The following is a 24,115-nucleotide window of genomic DNA, read 5'->3' on the forward strand; positions in this document are numbered from 1 at the left end:
GGACGAAGCTTACCGGCGATGAACAAATTCGGTCATTCAGTTGCCATACTCTTCGGCGGATCATCATCAATCTCGAAAAATCGGGGAAAATCGGTGTGACCCGCGAGGCGCAGGGTCTTGGCCAGCCAGCGCTGCTGCGCCGTACGCGTGACGCCGACGGCGTTGTTGTGGAAGCGGCGCGAGTAGACCACCTTCGTCACCACCGCGTCGAGCTCCTCCAGCAGGTCCGCGCCGCCCGGCGCCTCGGCCAGCTTCTCCCTGAAGCGGTCCTGGTCCACCACCGCGCGGATCGTGCGCGACAGGTCGCTCTCGGCCCGCTCCCGCTCCTCGGGACCGGCGATCCTGGCCTCCTGGGCCGCGGTGGCCAGCATGAGCGAGGTGGCCGGATCGAGGATGCGCGAACCGGCCAGCAGCAGCACCGCCGAGCGGCGCTGCAGCAGCGCCGCGTCCAGTGCCTGCCCCGCCAGCTCCAGCCGGATGTGCAGGCGGTCCAGCCGGCCGGCCCGCCAGGAGACGTAGACGGCCGTGAGCACCACGACGATGCCCACGATCAGGATGATCACCGTGGAGGTCACTACGCGTCCTCCTCCACCCGGCCGGCGCCGCCCGCCGTCACCGTCTCGTACACCCGCACCACGTCCCGTGCCACCGTCGACCAGTCGTACTTGCGCACCGCCACCAGGGCCTCGGCGGCCAGCTTGGCCCGCCGTTCCGGCGCCGCCAGCAGCGCCCGCGCCTCCTCGGCCAGCGAGGCGGGGTCGCCGTTCCTGAACAGCGCGCCCGCCTGCCCCTCGCCCAGCACCCGGCGGAAGGCCGGGATGTCGCTGGCCAGCACGGTCGCCCCCGAGGCCATCGCCTCGGCCAGCACGATGCCGAAGCTCTCCCCGCGCGTGTTCGGCGCGCAGAAGACGTCCACCGAGTGGTACGCGCGGATCTTGTCCGCCTCGCTCACCATGCCCAGCACCGTCACCCGGTCACGCAGCTCCTTGGGCACCTTCACCTCGCCGGGCCCGGCGATGAGCAGCTTGGCGTCCGGGATCGACTTCAGCGCCTCCATCAGGATCGGCAGGCCCTTGCGCTCCTCGTCCACCCGCCCGAGGAAGCCGATCGTCGAGCCGTCGGGGCCCCAGCCGTCCAGCGGCTCCGCCTCGGTGTAGCGCGCGACCGTCACCCCGTTGGGAATCAGCACCGTGTCCCCGCCGAACTGCTCCACCAGGCTCTTGCGCGCCGCGTCGGAGACCGCGATGCGCCCATGAAGCTTCTCCAGCGCGCTGCGCAGCAGCGGCTCGGCCACCGCGATCGCCCGCGAGCGGGTGAAGGAGGCGTGGAACGTGGCCACGATCGGCCCCTTGGCCGCCCAGCAGGCCAGCACCCCGAGACTCGGGATCAGCGGCTCGTGGATGTGCAGCACGTCGAACCCGCCGTCGCGCACCCACCTGCGCACCCGCGCCGCCGAGATGAAGCCGAACGACATCCGCGCCACCGACCCGTTGTACGGCACCGGGATCGCCCGGCCCGCCCCGGTCACGTACGGCGGCAGCTCGTCGTCGTCGGCAGCCGGCGCGATCACCGACACCTCGTGGTCCTGCGCGATCAGCGCCTGCGCCAGGTCGTCGATGTGCTGCTTGACGCCACCCGGCATGTCCCACGAATAGGGGCAGACGATGCCGATTCTCATCGCGTCAAGTCCTCCAGCCACAGTCGTTGCAGCATGTGCCAGTCCTCCGGATGCTGCGCGATCCCCTTCTCGAACACGTCCGCCAGCCCCTGCGCGACCGCCGCGACCTTCTCCTGGCGGGTGCCCTCGCCGGGCACCGGCACCTCGGGGTGGATGTCGATCCCCCAGTCGTCGCCGTCGAAGTAGACGATGGCGGGCAGCAGGGCGCACCCGGTCTGCACGGCCAGCAGCGGCGGCCCGGCGGGCACCTTCGTGGTGGCGCCGAAGAAGCGCACCTCGACGCCGCTCTTGGTCAGGTCGCGCTCGGCGGGCAGGCAGACGACCCCGCCCCGCCGTACCCGCGTCGCGAGGGTCCCGAAGTTGTGGCCGTCGCCGCCCGTGAGCGGCAGCACCTCCATGCCCAGACCCTCGCGGAAGGCCACGTAACGGCGGAACAGCGACTCGGGCTTGAGGCGCTCGGCCACGGTCGTGAACGGGTGCCCGACCCCGACCAGCCACGCGCCCGCCTGGTCCCAGTTGCCCATGTGCGGCAGCGCGAGCACCACGCCGCGCCCCGCGGCCACGTTGTCGTGGACGTGCTCGGCGCCGGTCACGTGGGTGCGCCCGACCACCTCGGCGCGGTCCATGGACGGCAGCCGGAAGATCTCGTGGAAGTAGCGGAAGTAGGAGCGCATGCCCCGGCGGGTGAGCTCGCCCAGTTCCGTGCTGCCGACCGGCAGGCCGGTGACCCGGCTCAGGTTCGACTCCAGGCGGCGCACCGACCTGCCGCGCTTGCGCCACACCCGGTCGGCCATGAAGCGGAAGACCGCCGCCGTCGGCTTCCACGGCAGGTACGGCACCAGCGTCCACCCCGCGGCGAACCCGGCGGCCACCGCCCGGTCGGCGACCGACGTCTTCTCGCTCATGACACCCCCGACTGTCGGTAGACGTGCACGACCCGCTGCACCACGGTGATCGCGCTGGCCACGGCCAGCAGCCACATGCCGATCGCCAGCACGTGGGGAACGAACCAGAAGCACGCCGCCACCAGCCCGACGACCAGCCGCTCCGGCCGCTCCGCCAGGCCGACGTCGCACTCGATGCCGAGTCCCTCGGCCCGCGCCTTGGCATAGGACACCAGCACGCCGGCGACCACGTTGAACAACGTGACCGCCACCATGGTGATATTGCCCTCAATCGCGAAATAGAGGGTCAAACCGCCAAAAATAGCCGCGTCGGCCACCCGGTCGAGTGTGGAGTCGAGGAAGGCTCCCCATTTCGTGCCGCCACTGCCGCCCAGGCGCGCCACCACGCCGTCGAGCAGGTCGAACAGCACGAACACGGTGATCACCAGGGCGCCCACGGTGAGCATGCCCATCGGGAAGAAGAACAGGGCCGACACCACGGTGCCGAGCGTGCCGATCGCGGTGACGGCGTCAGGGCCGATCCCGCGGCGGACAAGGGCCCTGCCCAGCGGGGTGAGGATCCGGGTCATGGCCGGGCGCAGGAGTTTCAGCATCGCGCTCCGATCGTAGGCCATAAGAGCCCGCTGGACTTTCTTTGCCTCACCCCCCTTGTGATATTCGCCACAGGGGTATTTGGTGAACACACCGCGTCCATGCGGTTTCTGAACCCTTCCGCGCGGGCGCGGCGTTGGAACCCCCACCCAACGACGCGGGAGGCAATGTGGCAGAAAAGAATCCCGGCGGCCATGCGGGAGCCGCGGGCAGGGCACCCACGGCCGACAGTGCGGACGCCATACGCAATGTCGTGCTGGTCGGCCATTCAGGAGCGGGCAAGACGACCCTGGTCGAGCACTTGCTGGCGGCGACGGGCACCATCCAGCGCACCGGCCGGGTCGAGGACGGCAACACGGTCACCGACTTCGACGAGGTCGAGGTACGCCAGCAACGTTCGGTGAACCTCGCACTGGCGCCCCTGGTCTACAACGACATCAAGATCAACCTTCTGGACACCCCCGGGTACGCCGACTTCGTCGGGGACCTGCGCGCCGGGCTGCGCGCCGCGGACGCCGCCCTGTTCGTGGTCTCGGCCTCCGAGGGCGTCGACGGCCTGACGCAGATGCTGTGGGAGGAGTGCGCCCAGGTCGCGATGCCGAGAGCGGTGGTCATCACCAAGATCGACCATCAGCGGGCCGACTTCGACGAGGTCCTGGCCACCTGCCAGGACATCTTCGGCGACGGCGTGGCCCCCCTCTACCTGCCCGTCATCACCAACGGGCACGTCAACGGACTCATCGGGCTGCTGTCGCAGAAGTTCTTCAACTACGCCACCGGCAACCGCTCGGAGAAGGATCCGGGCCCGGAGTACCAGGCGCAGATCGCCGAGCACCGGGACTCGCTCATCGAGGGCATCATCCAGGAGAGCGAAGACGAGTCGCTCATGGAGCGCTACCTCGAAGGCGAGCCGATCGACACCAAGGTCCTCATCGAGGACCTGGAGAAGGCGGTCGCCCGAGGCAGCTTCTACCCGGTCCTGTGCTCGGGGACCGGCGTCGGCGCGATCGAGCTCCTGGAGATCATCACCCAGGGCTTCCCCGCCCCGGCCGAGCACCCGATGCCCGAGATCACCACCCTCGACGGCAAGCCGGTCAAGGGCATCGCCTGTGACGCCGACGGCCCGCTCGTGGCCGAAGTGGTCAAAACCACCTCCGACCCCTACGTGGGCCGCATCAGCCTCGTCCGCGTCTTCTCCGGCACCCTGCGCCCGGACATGACCGTCCACGTCTCCGGCCACGGCCTGGCCGACCGCGGGCACGAGGACCACGACGTCGACGAGCGCATCGGCACGCTCACCTCGCCGCTGGGCAAGCAGCAGCGCGGCGTGGCCAAGGGCGTGGCCGGCGACATCGTCGCGGTCGCCAAGCTGTCGCGCGCCGAGACCGGGGACACACTCTCCGAGGTCGACAACCCGCTGCTCATGACGTCCTGGACGATGCCGGACCCGCTCCTGCCCGTCGCCATCCAGGCCAAGTCGAAAGCCGACGAGGACAAGCTCTCGCAGGCCCTGGGCCGCCTGGTCGCCGAGGACCCGACGCTGAGACTGGAGAACAACGCCGAGACCCGCCAGCTCGTCCTGTGGTGCATGGGAGAGGCCCACACCGACGTGCTGCTCGACCGCCTGGCCAAACGGCACGGCGTCGAGGTCGAACGGATAGAACTACGCGTGCCGCTGCGCGAGACGTTCGGCGGCCAGTGCAAGGCCATGGGCCGCAACGTCAAGCAGACCGGCGGCCACGGCCAGTACGCCATCTGCCATCTGCAGGTCGAGCCCCTGCCCTCCGGCGGGGGCTTCGAGTTCGTGGACAAGATCGTGGGCGGCGTGGTGCCCCGGCAGTTCATCCCCTCCGTCGAAAAGGGCGTGCGGGCCCAGATGGAGCGGGGCGTCGTGGCCGGGTATCCGATGGTCGACGTGCGGGTCACCCTCTACGACGGCAAGGCGCACTCGGTCGACTCCTCCGACATGGCCTTCCAGATCGCCGGGCAGCTGGCGCTCAAGGAGGCCGCGACGAAGGTGCCGACCCTCCTGCTCGAACCCGTCGACGAGCTCGCGGTCCTGGTGGCCGACGACTACGTCGGATCCGTCATGTCCGATCTGTCGTCGCGGCGCGGCAGGGTCCTCGGCACCGAACCCGTGGGCACCGGCCGCACCCTGGTCAAGGCGGAGGTTCCCGAACTGGAGCTCGTCCGCTACGCCATCGACCTGCGGTCGATGTCGCACGGCACCGGCATGTTCACGCGCACCTTCCTGCGTTACGAGCCGCTGCCGTCGCACCTGGCGGGCAAACTGGCCGCCGCCGAGTGAGGCTCGGTGTGTCTGTTGGTACGGCCGGCCGCCGTCACACGCGGCACGGCCGTACCAACAGTCACACAAACATCACGAATCCATTTCGTTTTTTGGGCCAAAGCACGTCAGTGGCGATGCCAGACTGAGGAACCATGCGAACCGGACGACCTCTGTTTGCCGCCGTCACGATCGCCGTCGTCACCGCCGGCGCCGCCTACGCCCTTGGGCCGGGGACCGCGGAGAAGACCGCCAGTGGCGCGGCGAAGAAGGCCACCACGGCCGCCGCTCCCGCCGCCTGCACGCCCGACGCGCGCTATCCCAAGCGGCAGTTGCGCGGCGTCTGGATCGCCACCGTGCGCAACATCGACTGGCCCTCGCGCACCGGGCTGAGCCCGGACCGGCAGAAGGCCGAGTACGTGAAGATCCTCGACGCGGCGGCCAAGCGGCGGCTCAACGCGGTCTTCGTCCAGGTCCGTCCGGCTTCCGACGCGCTGTACAAGTCCTCGCTGGAGCCCTGGTCGCAGTACCTGACCGGCACCGCGGGCAAGGACCCCGGCTGGGACCCGCTGCCGTTCCTCATCGACGAGGCGCGCAAGCGGGGCATGGAGTTCCACGCCTGGTTCAACCCCTACCGCGCCTCCTACGACGCCAACGCCGCCAAGCTGCCGGCCGGCCACCCCGCGCGCGTGCACCCCGACTGGATCGTCAAGTACGGCGACCGCCTCTACTACAACCCGGGCCTGCCCCAGGTGCGCGAGCACGTCACCAAGGTCATCACCGACGTGGTCAAGCGCTACGACGTGGACGGGGTCCACTTCGACGACTACTTCTACCCGTATCCGGGCGAGGGCGGCACGTTCAACGACAAGGCCGCCTTTACAAAGTATCGTTCGGGCAAGAACCTCGCCGACTGGCGGCGCGACAACGTCAACAAGCTCATCGCCCAGATCGACAAGGCGGTGCACGAGACCCGGTCGTCGGTGAAGTTCGGCATCAGCCCGTTCGGCATCTGGCGCAACAAGGCACAGGACCCGACCGGCTCCGCCACCTCCGGCATGTCGGCCTATGACTCGATCTACGCGGACGCGCGGCACTGGATCAAGAACGGCACCGTCGACTACGTGATGCCGCAGCTGTACTGGCCGCGCGGGCTCAAGGTCGCCGACTACAAGGCGCTGGCACCCTGGTGGGCCAAGGAGGTCAAGGGCACCGGCGTCGACCTCTACATCGGCCAGGCCCTCTACCGCGTCGGCGCCAAGGACGACAAGGCCTGGACCAGGCCCGGCGAACTGTCGGCCCACCTCACGCTCAACCGCAGGCATCCCCAGATCGACGGCGACGTCTACTTCAGCGCCAAGCAGTTCCTGACCAACCCGCTGAAGGCCATCGACAAGGTCGCCGCCGACCACTACGCGCGCCCCGCCCTGCTGCCCCTCATCAAGGAGCGCGGCGGCCGGGCCCCGGCCAAGCCCGCCGGAGCCAAGGCGAGTGGCGGCACCCTGACCTGGACCGCCTCGCCCGGCGCCCGCGCGTACGCGGTCTACCGGGTCCCCGACAAGGGCGAGGCCTGCCAGGGCGCCGACGCCCGCAGCCTGGCCGCGGTCGTCACCGCCCCGTCCTTCGCCGCGGCGCGGCCCGGCACGTACCTGATCACCTCGCTGGACCGCCTCCACAACGAGTCGAAGCCGGTGAAGGTCACGGTCGCCCCGGTCTGACCTCCTCCGGCTCCTGCGGTGAGCCCGCGTGGTCCGGCGATGCGTGAGACTATGTCGTGCCACACACGGGCTCTACCGCGGGAGGACATACGGTGAGGCGGGCGCTGGTCATCGTGACCATGCTGATGGGTCAGCTGCTGCTGGCGGGGGCGCTCGCCCCCGCGGGACTGGCGGCCCCACCTCCCGCCGCGCGGGTGGCGCTGATCGGGATCCCCGGTCTGCACTGGAACGACATCACCCAGCAGGACACCCCCAACCTCTTCACGCTCTCCCAGAACAGCGCGATCGGGTCGATGTCCGTCCGGACCGTGGGCAGCGTCACCTGTCCCTACGACGGCTGGCTGACCATCTCGGCGGGCATCCGCTCCGCCTCGGGCGGCAGCTGCGGCGCCCCGCCCGTGCCGGAGCAGCGCGGCGCCGGCGCGGTCATCCCCGGCTTCCGCTCCCTCATCGACGTGGGCGGGCAGAAGAACGCCGGCGCGCTGGGCGAGACGCTGAAGAAGGCGGGCACCTCCACGATCGCGATCGGACCCGGTGCCGCGCTGGCGCTGGCCGACACCACCGGCGCGGTGCCCGTCTACCACTCCTCGCCGCTGCAGGTGAAGACGGCCGACCTGCAGAGCGTCCGGCTCGTCGCCATGGAGGTCGACGACCTGATCCGCCCCTACCTGCCCGGCGGCCGCATCGCGCGGGTGCCCGACCTGCTCGGCGCCGAGGACCGCCGCAACGCCCTGCACCTGGCCGACGCCAAGGCCGAGGCGCTCCTGTCGATCCTGCCGCCCGGCACCACGGTGATGCTGGCGGGCATCTCCGACCACGGCAGCGTCCCGCACCTGCGGGCGGCGATGCTGAGCGAGCCGGGCGCGGCGGGCCGCGCGCTGGGCGCCGCCTCCACCCGGCGCGACGACATCTCGATCCTGCCCGACCTGACCACCACCGTGCTGACCAAGCTGGGCGTGGCCGTACCTGCGACGATCATCGGTCAGCTGTGGGAGACGGGAGCCACGGGCGCGACCCCGCGGCACATGGCCGACGCCGACGAGAGCGCCCAGACCATGCGCTCGGTCAAGGGCCCCTACTTCACGGTCCTGGCCGTGCTGCAGGTCCTGTTCTACGTGCTCGCCTTCCTCCTGCTGCGCCGCCGCAAGGGCCTTTCCTGGGTACGGCTGGCCGCGGTCGCCCTGGCCGCGCTCCCGGTCACCTCGTTCCTGGTGAACCTGCTGCCGTGGTCGTCGCACCTGGAGTTGTTCGGCGGGATGGCCGCCTTCTGGGCCGCGCTGACCGTGCTGGCGCTGGCCGGCCCGTGGCGCCGCCACCCGCTGGGCCCGCTGGCCGTGGTCGCCGGCGTCACGACGCTGACGCTGGCCGGCGACCTGCTGACCGGCACCACGCTGCAGCTCAACAGCTTCATGGGCTTCAGCGCCGAACAGGGCGCCCGCTACTACGGCCTCGGCAACATCCCGTTCGCGCTGCTGGCCACCGGCACGCTGCTGACCACGACCGTGATCGCCCACCGCTTCCCCGGCAAGATCGGTGCCGCCGTCGTGGCGGTGCTCGGCGCGTTCGCCATGGTGCTGGGCGGCTCGGGGCTCGGCAGCGACTTCGGCGGCGTCATCGCCTTCGTGCCGGGCATCGCGGTGACCGCCCTGCTCATCCTGGGCAAGCGGATCTCGGTGCTGAAGCTGGCGCTGTTCTGCGTGGCGGGCGGGCTGGCGGTCACGGCCTTCGCGGTCGCCAACTACCTGAGGCCGCCCAGCGAGCAGTCGCACCTCGGGCGTTTCGTCGGCCAGGTCCTGAACGGCGAGGCCGTCGAGGTGGTCTGGCGCAAGTTCGAGGCGATGATCAGCACACTCATCAACCCGAACCTGGTGCCGATCGTGCTGGCGGCGCTGGGATTCCTGATCTACGCGATCCTGCGTCCGGAGAAGGCGTCGGCGGGCGTGGTGCCCGCGGCCTTCGCCTACTCCCCCGCGCTGAAGGCCGGGCTGATCGGAACGCTGGTGAGCGGCGTGGTGGGCATGCTGGTCAACGACTCGGGGGCGGCGATCCTGTCGATGGCGCTGGCCATGGCGATTCCGCTGCTGCTGTCGGTGGGCATCGCCGTACTGCCGGGGACCCGCGAACCCGTGAAGGACCCCGACGAACACCTGGCCACCAGCGGCACCTGAAGCCGGTTTCAGGCGTCCCAGGCGCCGGCGAGCAGGTCGCGGGTGTCGCGCAGCATCTGCGGCAGGACCTTGGTCTGCGCGACGACGGGCATGAAGTTCGTGTCGCCGCCCCACCGGGGCACCACGTGCTGGTGGAGGTGGGCGGCGATGCCCGCCCCCGCGACGTGGCCGAGGTTCATGCCGACGTTGAAGCCCTGGGCGCCGCTGGCCTTGCGCAGCGCGCGCAGCGAACGCTGGGTGAAGTCACCGAGCTCCTCCGTCTCGGCCGGGTCGAGCTCGTCGTAGTCGGAGACGTGCCGGAACGGCACCACCATCAGGTGGCCGGAGTTGTAGGGGTAGAGGTTCAGCACCGCGTACACGACGGCGCCGCGCGCCACGATCAGGCCGTCCTCGTCGCTCATCTTGGGGATCTCGCAGAACGGGCAGCCGTCGCCGGGACCGGAACCGGACGGCTTGTTCTCGCCCTTGATGTAGGCCATGCGATGAGGGGTCCACAGCCGCTGGAAGTTGTCGGGCTCCCCGGCCCCTGCCTGATCGTGCATAGGTAGCAGCATAGGCCCCCGGCTTACCGGACAACTGGGGCACATATCCGCCACAATCCCCCCATGAGCGAAGTAGTAGCGGAACAGACGGAGCCCACGTCCGCCCCCGCCGCCGTGAAGGGCCGGATCAAGGTAGCCGACGAGGTCGTGGAAAAGGTCGCCGCCCTGGCCGCCCTGGAAGTCGCCGGGGTGGCCGACATGGGCGGCGACCTGGCCAGGGCCTTCGAGTCCGTACGCGACCGGATCGGCATCGGCTCGCGCCGCGGCACCCAGGGCGTCAGCGCCGAGATCCAGGACCGGCAGGTGGCGGTCAACCTGGTGATCGTCGTGGAGTACGGCCACGTGGTCATGGAGGTCGCCGCCGAGGTCAAGACCAACGTGGCCCGCACGGTCGGCCGCATGCTCGGCATGCGCGTCACCGAGGTCAACGTCACCGTCGACGACGTCCGCCTCCCCGGCGAGCCCCGCCCCACCCCACCAGACCCGGACCCCCTCCCCGAACTCTGACCTTCCGCCGCTGCACCCGCCCCCGCACCGGCTCCCCTCGCACGCCCGCCCCATTCGCCGCTTCCCGCCCCACTCACCCCCTTCCCGGACTATTCGCCCCTTTCACGGCCATCGCCCGGCCGCCGTAAGTTCTCCTGTCCGTCTCCTCCCTCACAGCCAGCCGCCGTGCGTCCCATCCGTCACGGCCGGCCGCCATGAACCTCCCATCCGTTACGGCAAGCCACCTTGGCGCCTCCCACCGACCATGGCCGGGCTCCGCCGAACCACGCTCCTCCGGTGATGACGCCGCGCCGCCATAACGCGGCACGTCACCCCCGGCCGTGGCCCGTCGTCACCCGGAGCGCCGGACCCCACGGCCACACGCGGGACCGGTGACCATTCCCGGGAACGGGGGTGCGCGAGGGTGGGGGTGGGCGTCTAAGGTGTGGGCATGGTTGATCAGCTTGAGCCCATGCCCGAGGACTGGACCCGTGCGCTCGCGATCGTCGCGCACCCCGACGACCTCGAGTACGGGTGCGCCTCTGCCGTGGCCACCTGGACCGACGGAGGCCGTGAGGTCGCGTACGTGATCGTGTCCAGCGGCGAGGCCGGCATCGACTCCATCGAACCGACCAAGTCGGGCCCGCTGCGTGAGCAGGAGGAGCGGGCCAGCGCGGCCGTGGTCGGGGTGTCCAGCGTGGAGTTCCTGGGCTACCAGGACGGCGTGATCGAGTACGGGCTCCCCCTGCGCCGGGACATCGCGGCGGCGATCCGCCGGCATCGTCCGGAGCTGGTGATCACGCTCAACCCCGACGACACCTGGGGCGGCACGATCTGGAACACCCCCGACCACCGAGCCGTCGGCCGAGCGGTCCTGGACGCCGCCGGTGACGCCGGAAATCGATGGATCTTCCCGGACGCCGGCGAGCGCTGGGACGGCGTCCGCTGGGTGGCCATCAACGGCACGCCCGACCCCACCCACGCCGTCGACGTCACCACGGGCCTGGAGCGCGGGGTCGCCTCCCTCATGGAGCACCGCGCCTACATCGAGGCCCTGACCGACGAGGACGTGGAGTCCTACGCCCGCTCGATCGTCGAACGCTTCCCCAGGGAAAGCGCCCCCCGGTACGGCGACCGCCCCGCCGTCACCTTCCGCCTCTACCCCCGCTGACCATCCGGCCGCCCACCAGGCCCGCCCTGCCCAGACGACCTCACCGCCGGGTGCGGGTGGTGCCTGTCCTGGCTGGTGCGGGCCTGCCACAGGGCGCAAGAGGCTGCTCTGGCATCGGCGACGGCGGATCACTCGGCTCCCGGTGTCCGGCCTTTCGTGTCGCCGTCTCAGTCCTGGCCGCCTCGGACGGGTGGGGACCGCTAGTCCGTCGAGGTCAGCCCCTCAGCGATCTTGCGTAGCTCGCGGTTGACGGCCTCGGAGGTGCGCAGGTCCTTCGCGTAGACCGGGCTGAACATGATCTCGGCCCGGCGCCGCTCGCCCATGTTCAGGAAGAACGTGGGAGTGCCCTTCATGCCGTCCTCGCCGACGTTCGCCACGACCGCGTAGCCGCTGCGGTCGCCGACGGTCACCTCCTCCCCCTCTCCCTCCTGCCGGTGAACGCTGATGCGGTCGTCGACCTCCAGTACGGCGTCGCCTTCGTACACGAAGATCTGGACGCAGTAGAAGCCGTTCTTGTCGCCGGCGTAGTCGAAGGAGGTCGTGTACGCGTCGCCATGGTCCAGAGACCAGCGACGCCACCTGAGGCCCTCGGGCAGGTAGCCCAATCTGACGTGCCCGAACGCTCTTCCGTCGCCCAGGTCCCCGAGGCTCTTGCTCGGGGGTGTGGCCGAGGAGGGAAGATCGTCGATGGCGGGCGGGGCCGGTGTAGCGGTGACGATCGGCGTCGGACCGGAGCCCGGAGCCGCGGCCAGGTAGAAGGGAGTGGTGGCGACGACGGCCACCGTGGCGGCCAGCGCGGCGAGCGCGCCTCGTCTCCTCTTCCGCTTCGTAGCGCGGATGACCCGCTCCCCGAGGTCGGGCGCGGCGTGCATGCTCGCCGTCTCCTCCGCCATGAGGTGGCGGATCTGGTCCTCAAGCGCGGGCATTGCCGATCACTCCTTCCAAGGATTCCTCGCCGAGCGCCGTACGCAACTTGGCCAATGCCTTCGAGCTCTGGCTCTTGACCGTTCCGATCGTGCAGCCGAGCACCTCCGCCGTCTGGTGCTCGCTCAGGTCCTCCCAGTACCGCAGGACGACCACCGCGCGCTGCCGGGGCGGTAAGGCACGCAGCGCGTCCATGAGCACCCCGCGCAGGTCGGTGTCGGCCGAACGCACGGGGGTGTCCGGCGGCGTCCGCACGGGGACGATCCGCAGGATCGCCCGGCGCCGGGCCCGGCTGATGGCGGTGTTCACGATCACACGGCGTACGTAGGGTTCGGGGCTGTCGTGCCGCACCCTGTCCCAGTGCCTGAAGGTGCGCTCCAGCGCCGTCTGCAGCAGATCCTCCGCCTCCAGCTGGTCCCCGCAGGCGAGGTAGGCGACCCGCAACAGGGTCGTGGCCCTCGCGGCCACGAACGCGCCGAAGTCATGTTCCGCGCCGCCGCTCACGGCTCTCTGTCCCTTTTCACGCCCCCTTATACGCCTCGGCCGCCCGTACAGTTGCCCGGATGCCGCAGGCAACCTCGCAGGGCGTCCAAGCGTATGTGGGGGCATCACCACGGAATCCCGGAGGATGCATATGAAGCTGACGACCGTACCAGGGTGGCGGCTGACCGTCGCGGGGACCGGCCTGGCGGTTGCGGCCGCCACGCTGCTCACGCTGCCGGGCGCGGCCAAGGCGCCGCTCACGAGGCCGGTGGCCGCGTCGGCGCCGGAGGGCACCTACTGGCACACCCGGATGTTGTCGCGTAGCACCAACTTCCGCCAGGTCGGCAGCCGGGCGAACCCTTACTGGGTGGTTCACCAGCGGCTCACCGAGAAGTGGCACACCACGGACGGCAGGAGCTGGATCGGATACCGGGAGCCGGGCGCGTACCCGAGGAGTGCGAAGGACCGGGAGGCCTGGCGGCGCGACGGCTCGCCCGTCAAGTGGACCCGCGACGTGGCCGGCCAGACCGTGGTGCTGTCCACGCGGCCGACCAGGGGTCACGTCACCCCGGCACGCGGTCAGGGCACGAAGTTCTTCCTCGCCGGGCAGATGCTGACGTACGAGGAGGTACAGCGGCTGCCGGCCGACCCGGCCGCGCTGAGATCCTGGCTGACGAAGGCCGCCCAGGTGTCGGAGGGCAGGCAGATCGACCCCTTCGTCACCGGCTCGCTGCCCGACCTGCTCCACCGCCTCCCGGCGCCGAAGGAGGTCCGCGCCGCGGCGTACCAGGTGCTGCTGACCATGCCCGGCGTGCACGTCGATGGTGCGGCGCGCGATGACCTGGGCAGGAACGGCACCGCTGTGTCGATCAGCCGGCCACAGCCCATCGCCCAGAAGGCCGGAGAGGGGAAGATCATGAGGAAGCTGATCGTGGACACCGCCACCATGATCCTGCTGTCGGACGAGTCCGCGGGTCAGCACCCGGGCGGGAGCACTACCAATCTCCTCCTGCGGGCCGGCTGGACGGACACCACTCCCGCGGTGCCCGCCCTGCCCTGAGCCGGACGAAGTCGTCACCAGCCGTCGGCGCTACTCACTCCACCACTCGATCTCCAGCCCGTCGGGCGCGCCGGCCGCCCGCAGGCACGCGTAAGCCCCACCGGCCTCGACGTCCAGCACGTTCCAGGTCGTGGTGGGCAGCCACTCGACCACCGCGAGATCCTCCCAGGGCCCGTCGGCCGCGGGCGCTCCCTGGAACCTGGTCCCGCGCACCGCGTCCAGCGCCCGCCACACCGGCTCCGGCCACTTCCCGCCCACGGCCCGCGCGCCGGAGGGCACCGCGGGCCGGAAGCGCACCCGCCGGACGCGGGCGGGCCCGCCCAAAGCCACGACCGGCCCTCCCCCGCCCACCGAGCCCACCTCGCCGACCGACCTCACCTCACCAACCGGCCGCAGCCCCGTGCCCGGCCGTAGCTCGGCGACCGGCCGTAGCGGCGCGCTTCCCGGGTACGGCAGCGCGTCCACCACGGACAGGTAGTCGTCCACGTCGCCCGGCGGTGGCCCGCCCCACAACCGGTCGGCCAGGACCTCCAGCGGACGGGTGGCGTACCAGTCGAAGTAGGCGTCGGGCTGTTCCTCGGCCCAGTCGGCCCACACGCACAGCTGGTACCCGGTGACCTGCGACGGTGTCCAGTCGTGGTAGAGGTGGCGCGGGTCGGCCGTGACGTAGTTGACGCCGGCGCGGTTGCCCGGGGCGGTGCGCGGGGTGACGTAGTGGCTGACGGCCGGGGCGGCGATCACGTCGTAGCCGTCGTCGGAGAAGGCGCGTACCTCGGCCTCGGTGTCCGGCCAGGCGGTGAGGCGGATGTCGCGGGCGGGGCTGATCCGGTGGGTGCCGCCGGAGGCGTACTCCCACCAGTTCCACATCTCCGGCCGTTTCCCATGATCCCGGACGACCTGGGCGAGCTCGTTGACGAAGGCGATGAGCGCGTCGCTGGGGCCGAGGTCGGGGTGGATCGAGCGGGCGTACGCCACCAGGGCGGGGGCGGCCGACAGGGCGGGCTCGACCGGCCATTCGTCGGCGCCGATGTGGATGGCGGGGGTGTCGAAGGCGGCGCAGAACGCGGCCAGCAGGCCCTTGATCCACTCACGGTTGGCGGGCCGGGTGATGTCCATGGTCCAGGCGTCGGTGGTGTGCCCGGTCCAGTGGGCGCCGTCGTTGAGGGCGGAGTCGGCCGGACGTAGCTCGGGACGGCGGGCGATGAGGTGGGAGGCGTGGGCGGGCAGGTCGATCTCCGGCACGACCTCGATCCGCAGCGAACGGGCGTAGCCGATCAGCGCGGTCAGCTCGTCGAGGCCGTACGCGGGCTCGGTGGCCAGATCCTCGTGGCCGGGCAGGCGGACGCGGAAGCCGTTCCACTCGGTGAGGTGGAGCTGGAGGCGGTTGTAGCCGAGCCAGGCCATCCGGCGCACGAACCGGCGCAGGTAGGCGGGATCCCAGTGACGGCGGCCGAGGTCGAGCATGACGCCGCGGACGGCGACCGCCGGGCCGTCGGTGATCGTGACCTTGGGCAGGTACCGGCCGGACAGGAGTTTCAGCACGGTCTGCAGGCCGTAGAAGGCGCCGGCGGGATCGGCGGAGCGCACCCGGACCCGGTCGGCGATCTCCAGGACGTAGGACTGCGGCGCGATCGCGCGGTCGGTGGTGAGTTCGAGGTCGGCGCCGCGTTCGCGCTCGGGAAGGGGCAGCCCGGTCGCGGCGCGCAGTTCGGCGAGCAGCGGCCCGGCGCCGGGGCTGATCGTGGTGTGCGGGCCGAGAGGCAGGCGGTCGCCGCCGGCGCTCAGCCGGTGAGGGGTGGGAACGAGCGGGATCACACACTCTCCGTAGATCGAGATGCCGTGCGAATGACCTTAACCATCGTTTCCGGGCATCCGGCACTTCACCGGGAACATCATTTCGCGCACGATGGAAGTCCCTCTGACGTAAGGAGTGCCCCATGACCGTGCACCCGCTTGCGATGATCACCGCTGACGAGGTCCACGCCGCGCGCCGCATCCTGGGTACGGCGGGGCACCTGGGCCAGGACGTGCGCTTCGCCTACCTCGGCCCGGAAGAGCCCGCCAAGGCCGACCTGCTGGCCCACACCCCGGGCGACCTCGTGGACCGGCGCCTGCGCGTGCTGCTGCTCGACCGGGCCACCGGCGCCGCCTCCTCCCTGCTGGTCTCCGTCACCCGCGGCGTCGTGGACCACGTCGAGAAGCTCGACCCGGCCGTGTCCGGCCAGCCGCCCATCATGGTCGAGGAGTTCGAGGCGGTGCAGCGCATCCTCGACACCGATCCGGCGTGGGGCAAGGCGCTGGCCAGGCGCGGCCTCACCCCGGACACCGTACGCGCCTGCCCGCTGTCGGCCGGCCACTACGGCTACCCGGAGGAGTCGGGCCGCCGCATCATCCGCAGCTTCGGCTTCCACCAGGACCACGAGCACGACCACCCGTGGGCCCACCCGGTCGACGGCCTGGTCGCCTACGTCGACCTCGTCGCGGGCACCGTCATCAAGGTGATCGACGAGGAGCTGACGGAGGTGCCGCGCGAGCCCGGCAACTTCCATGACCCCGGCTACACCGGCCCCGCCCGCACCAGCCTCCGCCCCATCGAGATCACCCAGCCGGAAGGCCCCAGCTTCACCGTCGAGGACGGGCTCGTCCACTGGGAGAACTGGAGCCTGCGCATCGGCTTCAACGTGCGCGAGGGCCTCACGCTGCACCAGATCAGCTTCCGCGACCAGGGCCGCGACCGGCCGGTCGTGCACCGCGCCTCGATCGCCGAGATGGTCGTCCCCTACGCCGACCCGTCACCGGTGCGGTTCTGGCAGAACTACTTCGACCAGGGCGAGTACCTGTTCGGCCGCTTCACCAACTCCCTCGAACTGGGCTGCGACTGCCTCGGCGAGATCCACTACACCGACGTCGTCGTCGCCGACGAGCAGGGCGAGCCCGCCACGATCCGCAACGCGATCTGCATGCACGAGGAGGACTACGGCGTGCTGTGGAAGCACTCCGACATGTTCGCCGGCTCGAACGAGACCCGCCGCCAGCGCCGCCTGGTGATCTCCTTCTTCACCACCGTCGGCAACTACGACTACGGCTTCTACTGGTACCTCTACCTGGACGGCACCATCGGCTGCGAGTGCAAGGCCACCGGCGTGCTGTTCACCTCCGCCTACCCGCCCGGGGGCCGCGAGTACGCCGCCCAGGTCGCCCCCGGCCTGGCCGCCCCCTTCCACCAGCACCTGTTCTCCGCCCGCCTGGACATGGCGGTCGACGGCCACACCAACGCGGTGGACGAGATCGACGCCGTGAGCGTGCCGATCGGCGAGGGCAACCCGTACGGCAACGCCTTCGCCCGCCAGGTCACCCGCCTGGCCACGGAGAGCCAGGCCCAGCGCCTGGCCGACCCGTCGCGCGGCCGCGTCTGGCAGGTCGTCAACCCCCAGGTCACCAACCGTCTGGGCGCGCCGGTCGGTTACACCCTCATCCCGGAGCCCCGTCCGACGCTGCTGGCCGACCCGGCCTCCTCCATCGCCGCCCGCGCCGCCTTCGCCACCCGCCACCTGTGGGTCACCCGGCACGCCGACGACGAGCGGTTCCCGGCCGGCGACCTGATCAACCAGCACCCGGGCGGCGGTGGCCTGCCCGCCTGGACCGCCGCCGACCGGAGCCTGGACGGCGAGGACATCGTGCTGTGGCACACCTTCGGCGTGACACACTTCCCGCGCACCGAGGACTGGCCGGTCATGCCGGTGGACCACATCGGGTTCTCGCTCAAGCCGACCGGCTTCTTCGACCGCAACCCGACGCTGGACGTGCCACGTTCGACCGGCGGCCACTGCCACCCGCAGTGATCAGCCGAGTCACCCGTGCGGGGCGGCGCGCACCCGGGAGGCGGAGCCGTGTTCGCCCGGCCGGTCTTCTCCCGCCCGGCCCCGGCGCGTCACACCTGGATGCGGCGCTCCACCGCGTCGACGATCTCGGCGACGGCCACGTCGACGGGGACGCCGTTCTTCTGCTCGCCGCTGCGGTAGCGGAAGGAGACCGCGCCTGCCGCGATGTCCTCGTCACCGGCCAGCAGCATGAACGGCACCTTGGCCTTCTGCGCGTTTCTGATCTTCTTCTGCATGCGGTCGTCGGCGCTGTCGACCTCGACCCGGATGCCGCGCTCGCGCAGCTTCTTGGCCACGTCCTGCAGGTAGGCGATGTGCGCCTCGGCGATCGGGATGCCGACCACCTGGACCGGCGACAGCCACGCCGGGAAGGCGCCCGCGTAGTGCTCGACGAGCACGCCCATGAACCGCTCGACCGACCCGAACAGCGCCCGGTGGATCATGACCGGCGTCTGCCGCGAACCGTCGGCGGCCTGGTACTCAAGGCCGAACCGCTTGGGCTGGTTGAAGTCGAGCTGGATGGTCGAAAGCTGCCACGTGCGCCCGATGGCGTCCTTGACCTGCACCGAGATCTTGGGCCCGTAGAAGGCGGCGCCGCCGGGGTCGGCCACGAGCTCGAGGCCGGACTCCTCGGCCGCCTGGCGCAACGACTCGGTGGCCTCGTCCCAGTCGGCCTGCTCGCCGATGAACTTGTCGGAGTCGTCGCGGGTGGACAGCTCCAGGTAGAACTCCTCCAGGCCGAAGTCGCGCAGCACACTCAGCACGAAGGCCAGCAGCGACTTGATCTCATCGCCCATCTGCTCCTGGGTGGTGTAGATGTGCGAGTCGTCCTGCGTCATGCCGCGGACGCGGGTCAGGCCGTGGACCACACCGGACTTCTCATACCGGTAGACCGAGCCGAACTCGCACAGCCGCAGCGGCAGCTCCCGGTAGGACCGCCCGCGCGCCCGGAAGATCAGGTTGTGCATCGGGCAGTTCATCGGCTTGACGCGGTAGTCGGTGCCGTCGAGCTCGAAGGGCGGGAACATGTCCTCGCCGTACCACGGCAGGTGCCCGGAGGTCTCGAATAGCGACGACTTGGTCAGATGCGGCGTGTTGACGAACTCGTAGCCCGCCTCCAGCTGCCGCTTGCGCATGTAGTCTTCCATCTCCTTGCGGATGATCCCGCCCTTGGGATGGAAGACCGGCAGCCCGGAGCCGAGCTCCGGCGGGAAGCTGAACAGGTCGAGCTCGGCACCGAGGCGCCGGTGGTCGCGCTTCTCGGCCTCCTCCAGCAGCTTGAGGTATTCGTCCTGCTTGTCGCGGGACTCCCAGGCGGTGCCGTAGATGCGCTGGAGCTGCGGGTTCTTCTCGCTGCCCCGCCAGTAGGCGCCGCCGGTGCGCATGAGCTTGAAGGCCGGGATCGACTTGGTGGAGGGCACGTGCGGCCCGCGGCACAGGTCCTTCCAGCACAGCTCGCCCGTCTTGGGGTCGAGGTTGTCGTAGATGGTCAGCTCGGCGCCGCCGATCTCCACGCTCTCCTCGTCCGCGGCCCCGCCCTTGAGCCCGATGAGCTCCAGCTTGTACGGCTCCGCCGCCAGCTCGGCCCGCGCCTCGTCGTCGGAGACCACGCGGCGCGAGAACAGCTGCCCCTGCTTGACGATCTCCCGCATGCGCTTCTCCACGCGCTTGAGGTCGTCGGGGTGGAAGGCCTGCGGAACGTCGAAGTCGTAGTAGAAGCCGTTCTCGACCGGCGGGCCGATGCCCAGCTTGGCCTCGGGGAACAGCTCCTGAACCGCCTGCGCCATGACGTGGGCGGTGGAGTGGCGGACGATGGCCCGACCGTCGGCGCTGCCGGCCTCGACCGGCTCGACCACGTCGCCGGGGACCGCGTGCGCGGCCAGGTCGCGCAGCTCGCCGTTGACCCGGGCGGCGACGACCGAGCGGCCGTCGGCCTCCAGCGCGTCGCCGTACGTCGTGCCGGCCGCGACCACACGCTCGGCTCCGGCGAGGGTGATGCGTAGCTCGGCTGACACGGTGACTCCCTTGGATGGCGATGAAACGGGTGCACCGAATGCTATCGCGGGTCGAAGCCCAGCCTGGTCAGCTCCTCCCGGCTGCCGTGGAAGACGTTGCGGTCGAGCGGGCTGTTGGAGTGCTGGTGAATCGTCCAGGCCGTCCATGGTCCCGGCACGATCGGGCGGCCGCGCGGCTGCTGGGGCGAGGCGATCCACAGGGGATATTCGCCCAGGCCCGCGCAGTTGCCCGACCTGGCGAACCACAGGAAGGTGTAGATGAACGGCCGCACGCCCGCCTCGCGCTCGATGAAGCGGCACCAGCGGCGCGCGTAGCGTGCCACCCGGTCGGGCGGCAGCCCGTCGTTGGTCTCCAGGTCGAGGGCGATCAGGTCGCCCCTGCGCAGCCCGCCCGCGGCCTGGACGGTGCGCAGGAAGTGCCGGGCGTGCTCGGCCGGATCGCCTTTGGGCCGCCCGAAGTGGTAGGCGCCGCTGACGATCCAGCTTTCGCGCATGCCGTTCCAGTTGCGGCGGAAGAACCGGTCGCTCCAGTCTCCGCCCTCGGTGGCCTTGGCGAAGGCGAAGGCCACGCCGGACTTGGCGTGCGCGCCCCAGTCCACCGCACCCTGCCAGTTGGACACGTCGATGCCATGCAGCAAGCGCTTCACCGCGCCCCTTTCGTCGGCGCGGCGAAGCTTGTCCTGCTCTGCCTGCCGCTTCGCCCGCTCACCTTGCCGGATCTTATTGAGCCATCCTCCGGCCGGCCCCGCGCCGCGCCGTACACGCTATTGAACTAGGCCCTTGAGGAACTGTCGCGTACGTTCCCGCCCGGAGTACTCCGAGGCGATGAAGTCGGTGACGCCCGCCTCGGCGAGCCGCCGGATCTGGGCGCCGACGGCGTCCTCGTCGCCGACCACGGCCACGTCGCCGGGGCCTCCCGCGCCCTCCTTGTCGAGCATCGCCCGGTAGGAGGGCAGCTGGCCGTACACCGAGAAGACCTCTTCGGCGCGCGCCCGCGCGGCGGCGGGGTCGTCGGTGACGCAGACGGGCAGGGCGCAGACGATGCGCGGCGCGGGACGGCCGGCCTCCTCGGCGGCGGCGGTCACGGCGGGCGCGACGTGCTCGACGACGGTCTTGGGGCCGGTCATCCACAGGACGGTGCCGTCGGCCACGGCGCCGGCCAGGTGGAGCATGCGCGGGGCCAGGGCGGCGATGAGGACCTGAAGGCCACGCCCGGGAGTGCTCAGGCGCACGTCGGCCTTGAGCGTCTCGCCCTGGAAGCTGACCTCGCCCTCGCGCACCAGCGGCAGCAGCACCGACAGGTACTCGCTCATGTGGCGGGCGGGCTTGTCGTAGCTGTAGCCGTACATGTTCTCGATGACGACCTTGTGCGACAGGCCGATGCCCAGCGTCAGGCGGCCGCCGAGCGCGGCGTTGGCGGTCAGCGCCTGCTGGGCGAGGACGGCCGGGTGGCGCGGGTAGGTCGGCACGACGGCGGTGCCGAGTTCGAGGCCGGGCGCGGCGCCGCCCGCTGCGGTCAGGGCGGTCAGCGCGTCGAGGCCGAAGATGTTGGAGATCCAGGCCGAGGCGAAGCCGTCGGCGGCGGCGCCGGCCAGGCGTTCGCGCAGCTCGGCGATGGGGTCATCACCCCGGGGCTCATTGAGGAACAGTCCGATCCGCATCGCTACCGAACTCCATTCTAGTTTTTCCGGCCATCATAGGCTTGCTTCCATGACCCACGATCGCGCAGGACAACCCGCTCAGCCGGCCGACCTGGTCGACGTCTCCCGGCTGGTTACCGCCTACTACGCCCTGCATCCGGATCCCGGCGATCCCGGTCAGCGCGTGGCGTTCGGCACCTCGGGGCATCGCGGGTCGGCGCTGAAGAGCGCGTTCAACGAAGATCACATCTTGGCGACCAGCCAGGCCATCTGCGAGTACCGCGCGGCACAGGGCGTGTCGGGGCCGCTGTTCCTCGGCATCGACACGCACGCGCTGTCCGAGCCCGCCCGGGTCTCCGCGCTGGAGGTCTTCGCCGCCAACGAGGTCGAGGTGCGCATCGACAGCCGCGACGGCTACACGCCGACGCCCGCCGTCTCCCACGCCATCCTCACCCATCCGGGCTCCGACGGGGTCGTGGTCACGCCGTCGCACAACCCGCCCGCCGACGGGGGCTTCAAGTACAACCCGCCCAACGGCGGTCCCGCCGGCACCGACGCCACCGGGTGGGTTCAGGAGCGGGCCAACGCGCTGCTCGCCGCGGGTCTCAAGGGGGTACGGCGGGTGCCGTACACCCGGGCTCTTGAGGCGGAGACGACACGCCGGCACGACTTCATGGGCGCGTACGTGGACGACCTGCCCTCGGTCCTCGACCTCGACGCCATCCGCGGCGCGGGCGTGCGCGTCGGCGCCGACCCGCTCGGCGGGGCGAGCGTCGCCTACTGGGCGGAGATCGCCGAGCGGCACCGGCTCGACCTGACCGTGGTCAACCCGCTCGTCGACCCGACCTGGCGGTTCATGACCCTCGACTGGGACGGCAAGATCCGCATGGACTGCTCCTCCCCCTACGCGATGGCCTCCCTGATCGACAACCGCTCCCGCTACGACATCTCCACGGGCAACGACGCCGACGCCGACCGGCACGGCATCGTGACACCCGACGGCGGGCTGCTCAACCCGAACCACTACCTCGCCGTCGCCATCTCCTACCTGTACGAGCACCGCACCGGCTGGCCGGGCGAGGCCGGGGTCGGCAAGACCATGGTCAGCAGCAGCATGATCGACCGGGTGACGGAGTCGCTGGGACGGCGGCTGGTGGAGGTGCCGGTCGGGTTCAAGTGGTTCGTACCGGGGCTGCTGGACGGCTCGCTCGGGTTCGGCGGGGAGGAGAGCGCGGGGGCGTCGTTCCTGCGGCGGGACGGCTCGGTGTGGACGACCGACAAGGACGGGCTCATCCTGGCGCTGCTGGCCGCCGAGATCCTGGCCGTGACCGGGTCCTCGCCCAGCGAGCACTACACCAAGCTGACCGAGCGCTTCGGCGCGCCCGCCTACGCCCGGGTGGACGCGCCCGCGACCCGCGAGGAGAAGGCGGTGCTGGGCAAGCTGTCGGCCTCGCAGATCACCGCCCGTGCTTTGGCCGGCGATCCCATCACGGCGGTCCAGACCGAGGCGCCCGGCAACGGTTCGGCGCTGGGCGGGGTGAAGGTGTCCACGGACCACGCCTGGTTCGCCGCCCGCCCTTCCGGGACCGAGGACGTCTACAAGATCTACGCCGAGTCCTTCAAGGGCCCTGACCACCTGGCCGAGGTCCAGGAGGAGGCCAGGGCAGTGGTCTCCGCCGCCCTGACCTAGCTCGCGGGTGACTCCTGGGCGGCGAGTTCCTCGGCCAGTTCCATGCAGCGCAGGCGGGCCGGGGAGAAGTCGTAGGGCATCCTGCCGATGGCTTCGAGCGCGCTCATGGACGCGTGCCCGCCCTCATCAGCGGGGGCGGGGTGCGAGGCGTCCCAGGAGTCGAAGAGCGCGTCGTCGCTCTCCGCCAGGCCGGAGTCCCGGATGACGGCATGCAGCGTCTTTTCGAAGGCGTGCCGTTCGGCGGCCACCCGGGCCACGCGGGGGTCGTCGACGGCGACCGTGTCATCGAGTGCCTGCTCGGCGGCATCGACACGGTCGGAGTCCTCCCGCAGATCCGGGTGGGTGGCCAGGGCGATGAAACGGGTGGCCTGGACGGCCGCGCCGAGTGGGCCGAAGATCCGCTCGGTGACCAGCAGGCTGTCCAGGTCCGCCTGGCGCAGGGAGCCCTCGGGCAGGCTCTTGAGGCGGCCGGCGACGAAGCCGGAGAGCAGGCCCGTCCTGCCGCCCTCGGTGCGCATGCGGCGCACGGCGGTCCGTTGCCGCCGCAGTTCTTCTTCCTGGGCGAGGAGGGTCTCCTCCAGCCGTTCCAGGGTGCTCGTGATGCCGTCGCCGCCGGCACCGGCGGAGGCCGTGTCGGCGAAGGCGTCACGGATGTCGTCCAGGGCGATCCCGGCATCGGCCATCTTGCGGATCCACAGCAGCCGGATCATGTCGTCGTAGCCGTAGCGGCGGCGATCGTCACCGCCCCGCACGGGCTCGGGAAGCAGGCCGATCTCGTGGTAGTGGCGGATCGCCCGCGGTGTGGTGCCGGCGAAGGCCGCCGCGTCGCCGATCTTGACCTGGCGCGGCGGGATGAACGACGAATACATGAGCAGG

20 protein-coding genes are annotated in these 24,115 nt (G+C 70.8%); 8 read left to right on the top strand and 12 right to left on the bottom strand.

The window, feature by feature from the left end; translation table 11 throughout:
• Window positions 1–32 precede the first annotated feature (32 nt).
• From ACIBKY_RS13480 to pgsA, 4 genes are read right to left on the bottom strand one after another with little or no spacing between them, the layout of a single operon-like run.
• Window positions 33–575 (bottom strand): hypothetical protein, encoded by a 543-nt coding sequence (locus ACIBKY_RS13480; protein ID WP_397096946.1) that lies wholly within the window; start codon window positions 573–575, stop codon window positions 33–35.
• Window positions 575–1,678 carry a glycosyltransferase family 4 protein gene (locus ACIBKY_RS13485; protein WP_397096947.1) on the bottom strand — a complete coding sequence of 368 codons (1,104 nt, stop codon included), beginning with the start codon at window positions 1,676–1,678 and terminating at the stop codon, window positions 575–577. Before ACIBKY_RS13485 ends, ACIBKY_RS13480 begins: the two co-directional genes overlap by 1 nt.
• Complete coding sequence (locus ACIBKY_RS13490) at window positions 1,675–2,583, bottom strand: phosphatidylinositol mannoside acyltransferase (RefSeq protein ID WP_397096948.1); 909 nt, start codon at window positions 2,581–2,583, stop codon at window positions 1,675–1,677. The genes ACIBKY_RS13485 and ACIBKY_RS13490 overlap by 4 nt, the downstream gene beginning before the upstream one ends.
• A complete protein-coding gene (pgsA, locus tag ACIBKY_RS13495; RefSeq protein WP_397096949.1) occupies window positions 2,580–3,176 on the bottom strand; it encodes a phosphatidylinositol phosphate synthase in 597 nt (198 codons plus the stop codon). Before pgsA ends, ACIBKY_RS13490 begins: the two co-directional genes overlap by 4 nt.
• Window positions 3,177–3,343: 167 nt before the next feature.
• On the opposite strand from pgsA, the gene ACIBKY_RS13500 reads away from it, so the two are divergent.
• The 3 genes from ACIBKY_RS13500 (at window position 3,344) to ACIBKY_RS13510 (ending at window position 9,347) form a co-directional block, all read left to right on the top strand.
• The gene (locus ACIBKY_RS13500; RefSeq protein WP_397096950.1) at window positions 3,344–5,482 is read left to right on the top strand and encodes an elongation factor G-like protein EF-G2; all 2,139 of its coding nucleotides are present in this window, start codon (window positions 3,344–3,346) and stop codon (window positions 5,480–5,482) included.
• Between the two features lie 134 nt (window positions 5,483–5,616).
• The gene (locus ACIBKY_RS13505; RefSeq protein WP_397096951.1) at window positions 5,617–7,179 is read left to right on the top strand and encodes a glycoside hydrolase family 10 protein; all 1,563 of its coding nucleotides are present in this window, start codon (window positions 5,617–5,619) and stop codon (window positions 7,177–7,179) included.
• Between the two features lie 92 nt (window positions 7,180–7,271).
• A complete protein-coding gene (locus tag ACIBKY_RS13510) occupies window positions 7,272–9,347 on the top strand; it encodes a hypothetical protein (RefSeq protein WP_397096952.1) in 2,076 nt (691 codons plus the stop codon).
• A gap of 8 nt (window positions 9,348–9,355) precedes the next feature.
• Here ACIBKY_RS13510 and ACIBKY_RS13515 read toward each other — a convergent pair whose 3' ends face one another.
• Window positions 9,356–9,889 (bottom strand): HIT family protein, encoded by a 534-nt coding sequence (locus tag ACIBKY_RS13515; protein ID WP_397096953.1) that lies wholly within the window; start codon window positions 9,887–9,889, stop codon window positions 9,356–9,358.
• Between the two features lie 63 nt (window positions 9,890–9,952).
• On the opposite strand from ACIBKY_RS13515, the gene ACIBKY_RS13520 reads away from it, so the two are divergent.
• Together ACIBKY_RS13520 and ACIBKY_RS13525 are read left to right on the top strand one after the other, a co-directional pair.
• Window positions 9,953–10,396, top strand: coding sequence for an Asp23/Gls24 family envelope stress response protein (locus tag ACIBKY_RS13520; protein WP_397096954.1), 444 nt, complete (start codon window positions 9,953–9,955; stop codon window positions 10,394–10,396).
• Between the two features lie 430 nt (window positions 10,397–10,826).
• Window positions 10,827–11,546, top strand: a complete 720-nt coding sequence (locus tag ACIBKY_RS13525; protein ID WP_397096955.1) for a PIG-L deacetylase family protein — start codon at window positions 10,827–10,829, stop codon at window positions 11,544–11,546.
• 200 nt (window positions 11,547–11,746) lie between these two features.
• Here the strand turns inward: ACIBKY_RS13525 and ACIBKY_RS13530 are convergent, their stop codons facing one another.
• Both ACIBKY_RS13530 and ACIBKY_RS13535 read right to left on the bottom strand, forming a co-directional pair.
• On the bottom strand, window positions 11,747–12,472 hold the full coding sequence (locus ACIBKY_RS13530) for a hypothetical protein (protein WP_397096956.1): 726 nt from the start codon (window positions 12,470–12,472) through the stop codon (window positions 11,747–11,749).
• Entirely contained in the window at window positions 12,459–12,974 is a 516-nt protein-coding gene (locus ACIBKY_RS13535; protein WP_397096957.1) for a SigE family RNA polymerase sigma factor, read from the bottom strand. The genes ACIBKY_RS13530 and ACIBKY_RS13535 overlap by 14 nt, the downstream gene beginning before the upstream one ends.
• Window positions 12,975–13,104: 130 nt before the next feature.
• On the opposite strand from ACIBKY_RS13535, the gene ACIBKY_RS13540 reads away from it, so the two are divergent.
• Window positions 13,105–14,013, top strand: coding sequence for a hypothetical protein (locus ACIBKY_RS13540; protein ID WP_397096958.1), 909 nt, complete (start codon window positions 13,105–13,107; stop codon window positions 14,011–14,013).
• 30 nt (window positions 14,014–14,043) lie between these two features.
• On the opposite strand, the gene ACIBKY_RS13545 is transcribed toward ACIBKY_RS13540, so the two are convergent.
• Window positions 14,044–15,828 (bottom strand): family 20 glycosylhydrolase, encoded by a 1,785-nt coding sequence (locus ACIBKY_RS13545; RefSeq protein ID WP_397096959.1) that lies wholly within the window; start codon window positions 15,826–15,828, stop codon window positions 14,044–14,046.
• 122 nt (window positions 15,829–15,950) lie between these two features.
• On the opposite strand from ACIBKY_RS13545, the gene ACIBKY_RS13550 reads away from it, so the two are divergent.
• A complete protein-coding gene (locus tag ACIBKY_RS13550) occupies window positions 15,951–17,855 on the top strand; it encodes a primary-amine oxidase (protein WP_397096960.1) in 1,905 nt (634 codons plus the stop codon).
• An 89-nt stretch (window positions 17,856–17,944) separates the two neighbouring features.
• On the opposite strand, the gene thrS is transcribed toward ACIBKY_RS13550, so the two are convergent.
• From thrS to ACIBKY_RS13565, 3 genes are all read right to left on the bottom strand, one after another.
• Window positions 17,945–19,909 (bottom strand): threonine--tRNA ligase, encoded by a 1,965-nt coding sequence (thrS, locus tag ACIBKY_RS13555; protein WP_397096961.1) that lies wholly within the window; start codon window positions 19,907–19,909, stop codon window positions 17,945–17,947.
• Window positions 19,910–19,950: 41 nt separating this feature from the next.
• Entirely contained in the window at window positions 19,951–20,556 is a 606-nt protein-coding gene (locus tag ACIBKY_RS13560) for a glycoside hydrolase family 25 protein (RefSeq protein WP_379622421.1), read from the bottom strand.
• Between the two features lie 117 nt (window positions 20,557–20,673).
• Window positions 20,674–21,570 (bottom strand): TIGR03564 family F420-dependent LLM class oxidoreductase, encoded by an 897-nt coding sequence (locus tag ACIBKY_RS13565; RefSeq protein ID WP_397096962.1) that lies wholly within the window; start codon window positions 21,568–21,570, stop codon window positions 20,674–20,676.
• Between the two features lie 49 nt (window positions 21,571–21,619).
• Here ACIBKY_RS13565 and pgm point away from each other — a divergent pair, with 49 nt between their 5' ends.
• Entirely contained in the window at window positions 21,620–23,239 is a 1,620-nt protein-coding gene (gene pgm / locus ACIBKY_RS13570; protein WP_397096963.1) for a phosphoglucomutase (alpha-D-glucose-1,6-bisphosphate-dependent), read from the top strand.
• Here the strand turns inward: pgm and ACIBKY_RS13575 are convergent.
• Window positions 23,236–24,108 (bottom strand): MerR family transcriptional regulator, encoded by an 873-nt coding sequence (locus tag ACIBKY_RS13575; RefSeq protein ID WP_397096964.1) that lies wholly within the window; start codon window positions 24,106–24,108, stop codon window positions 23,236–23,238. The genes pgm and ACIBKY_RS13575 overlap by 4 nt on opposite strands.
• Between the last annotated feature and the right edge of the window lie 7 nt (window positions 24,109–24,115).

The sequence above is a fragment of the Nonomuraea sp. NPDC050394 genome (genome assembly GCF_044459065.1).
Taxonomy (GTDB): Bacteria; Actinomycetota; Actinomycetes; order Streptosporangiales; family Streptosporangiaceae; genus Nonomuraea.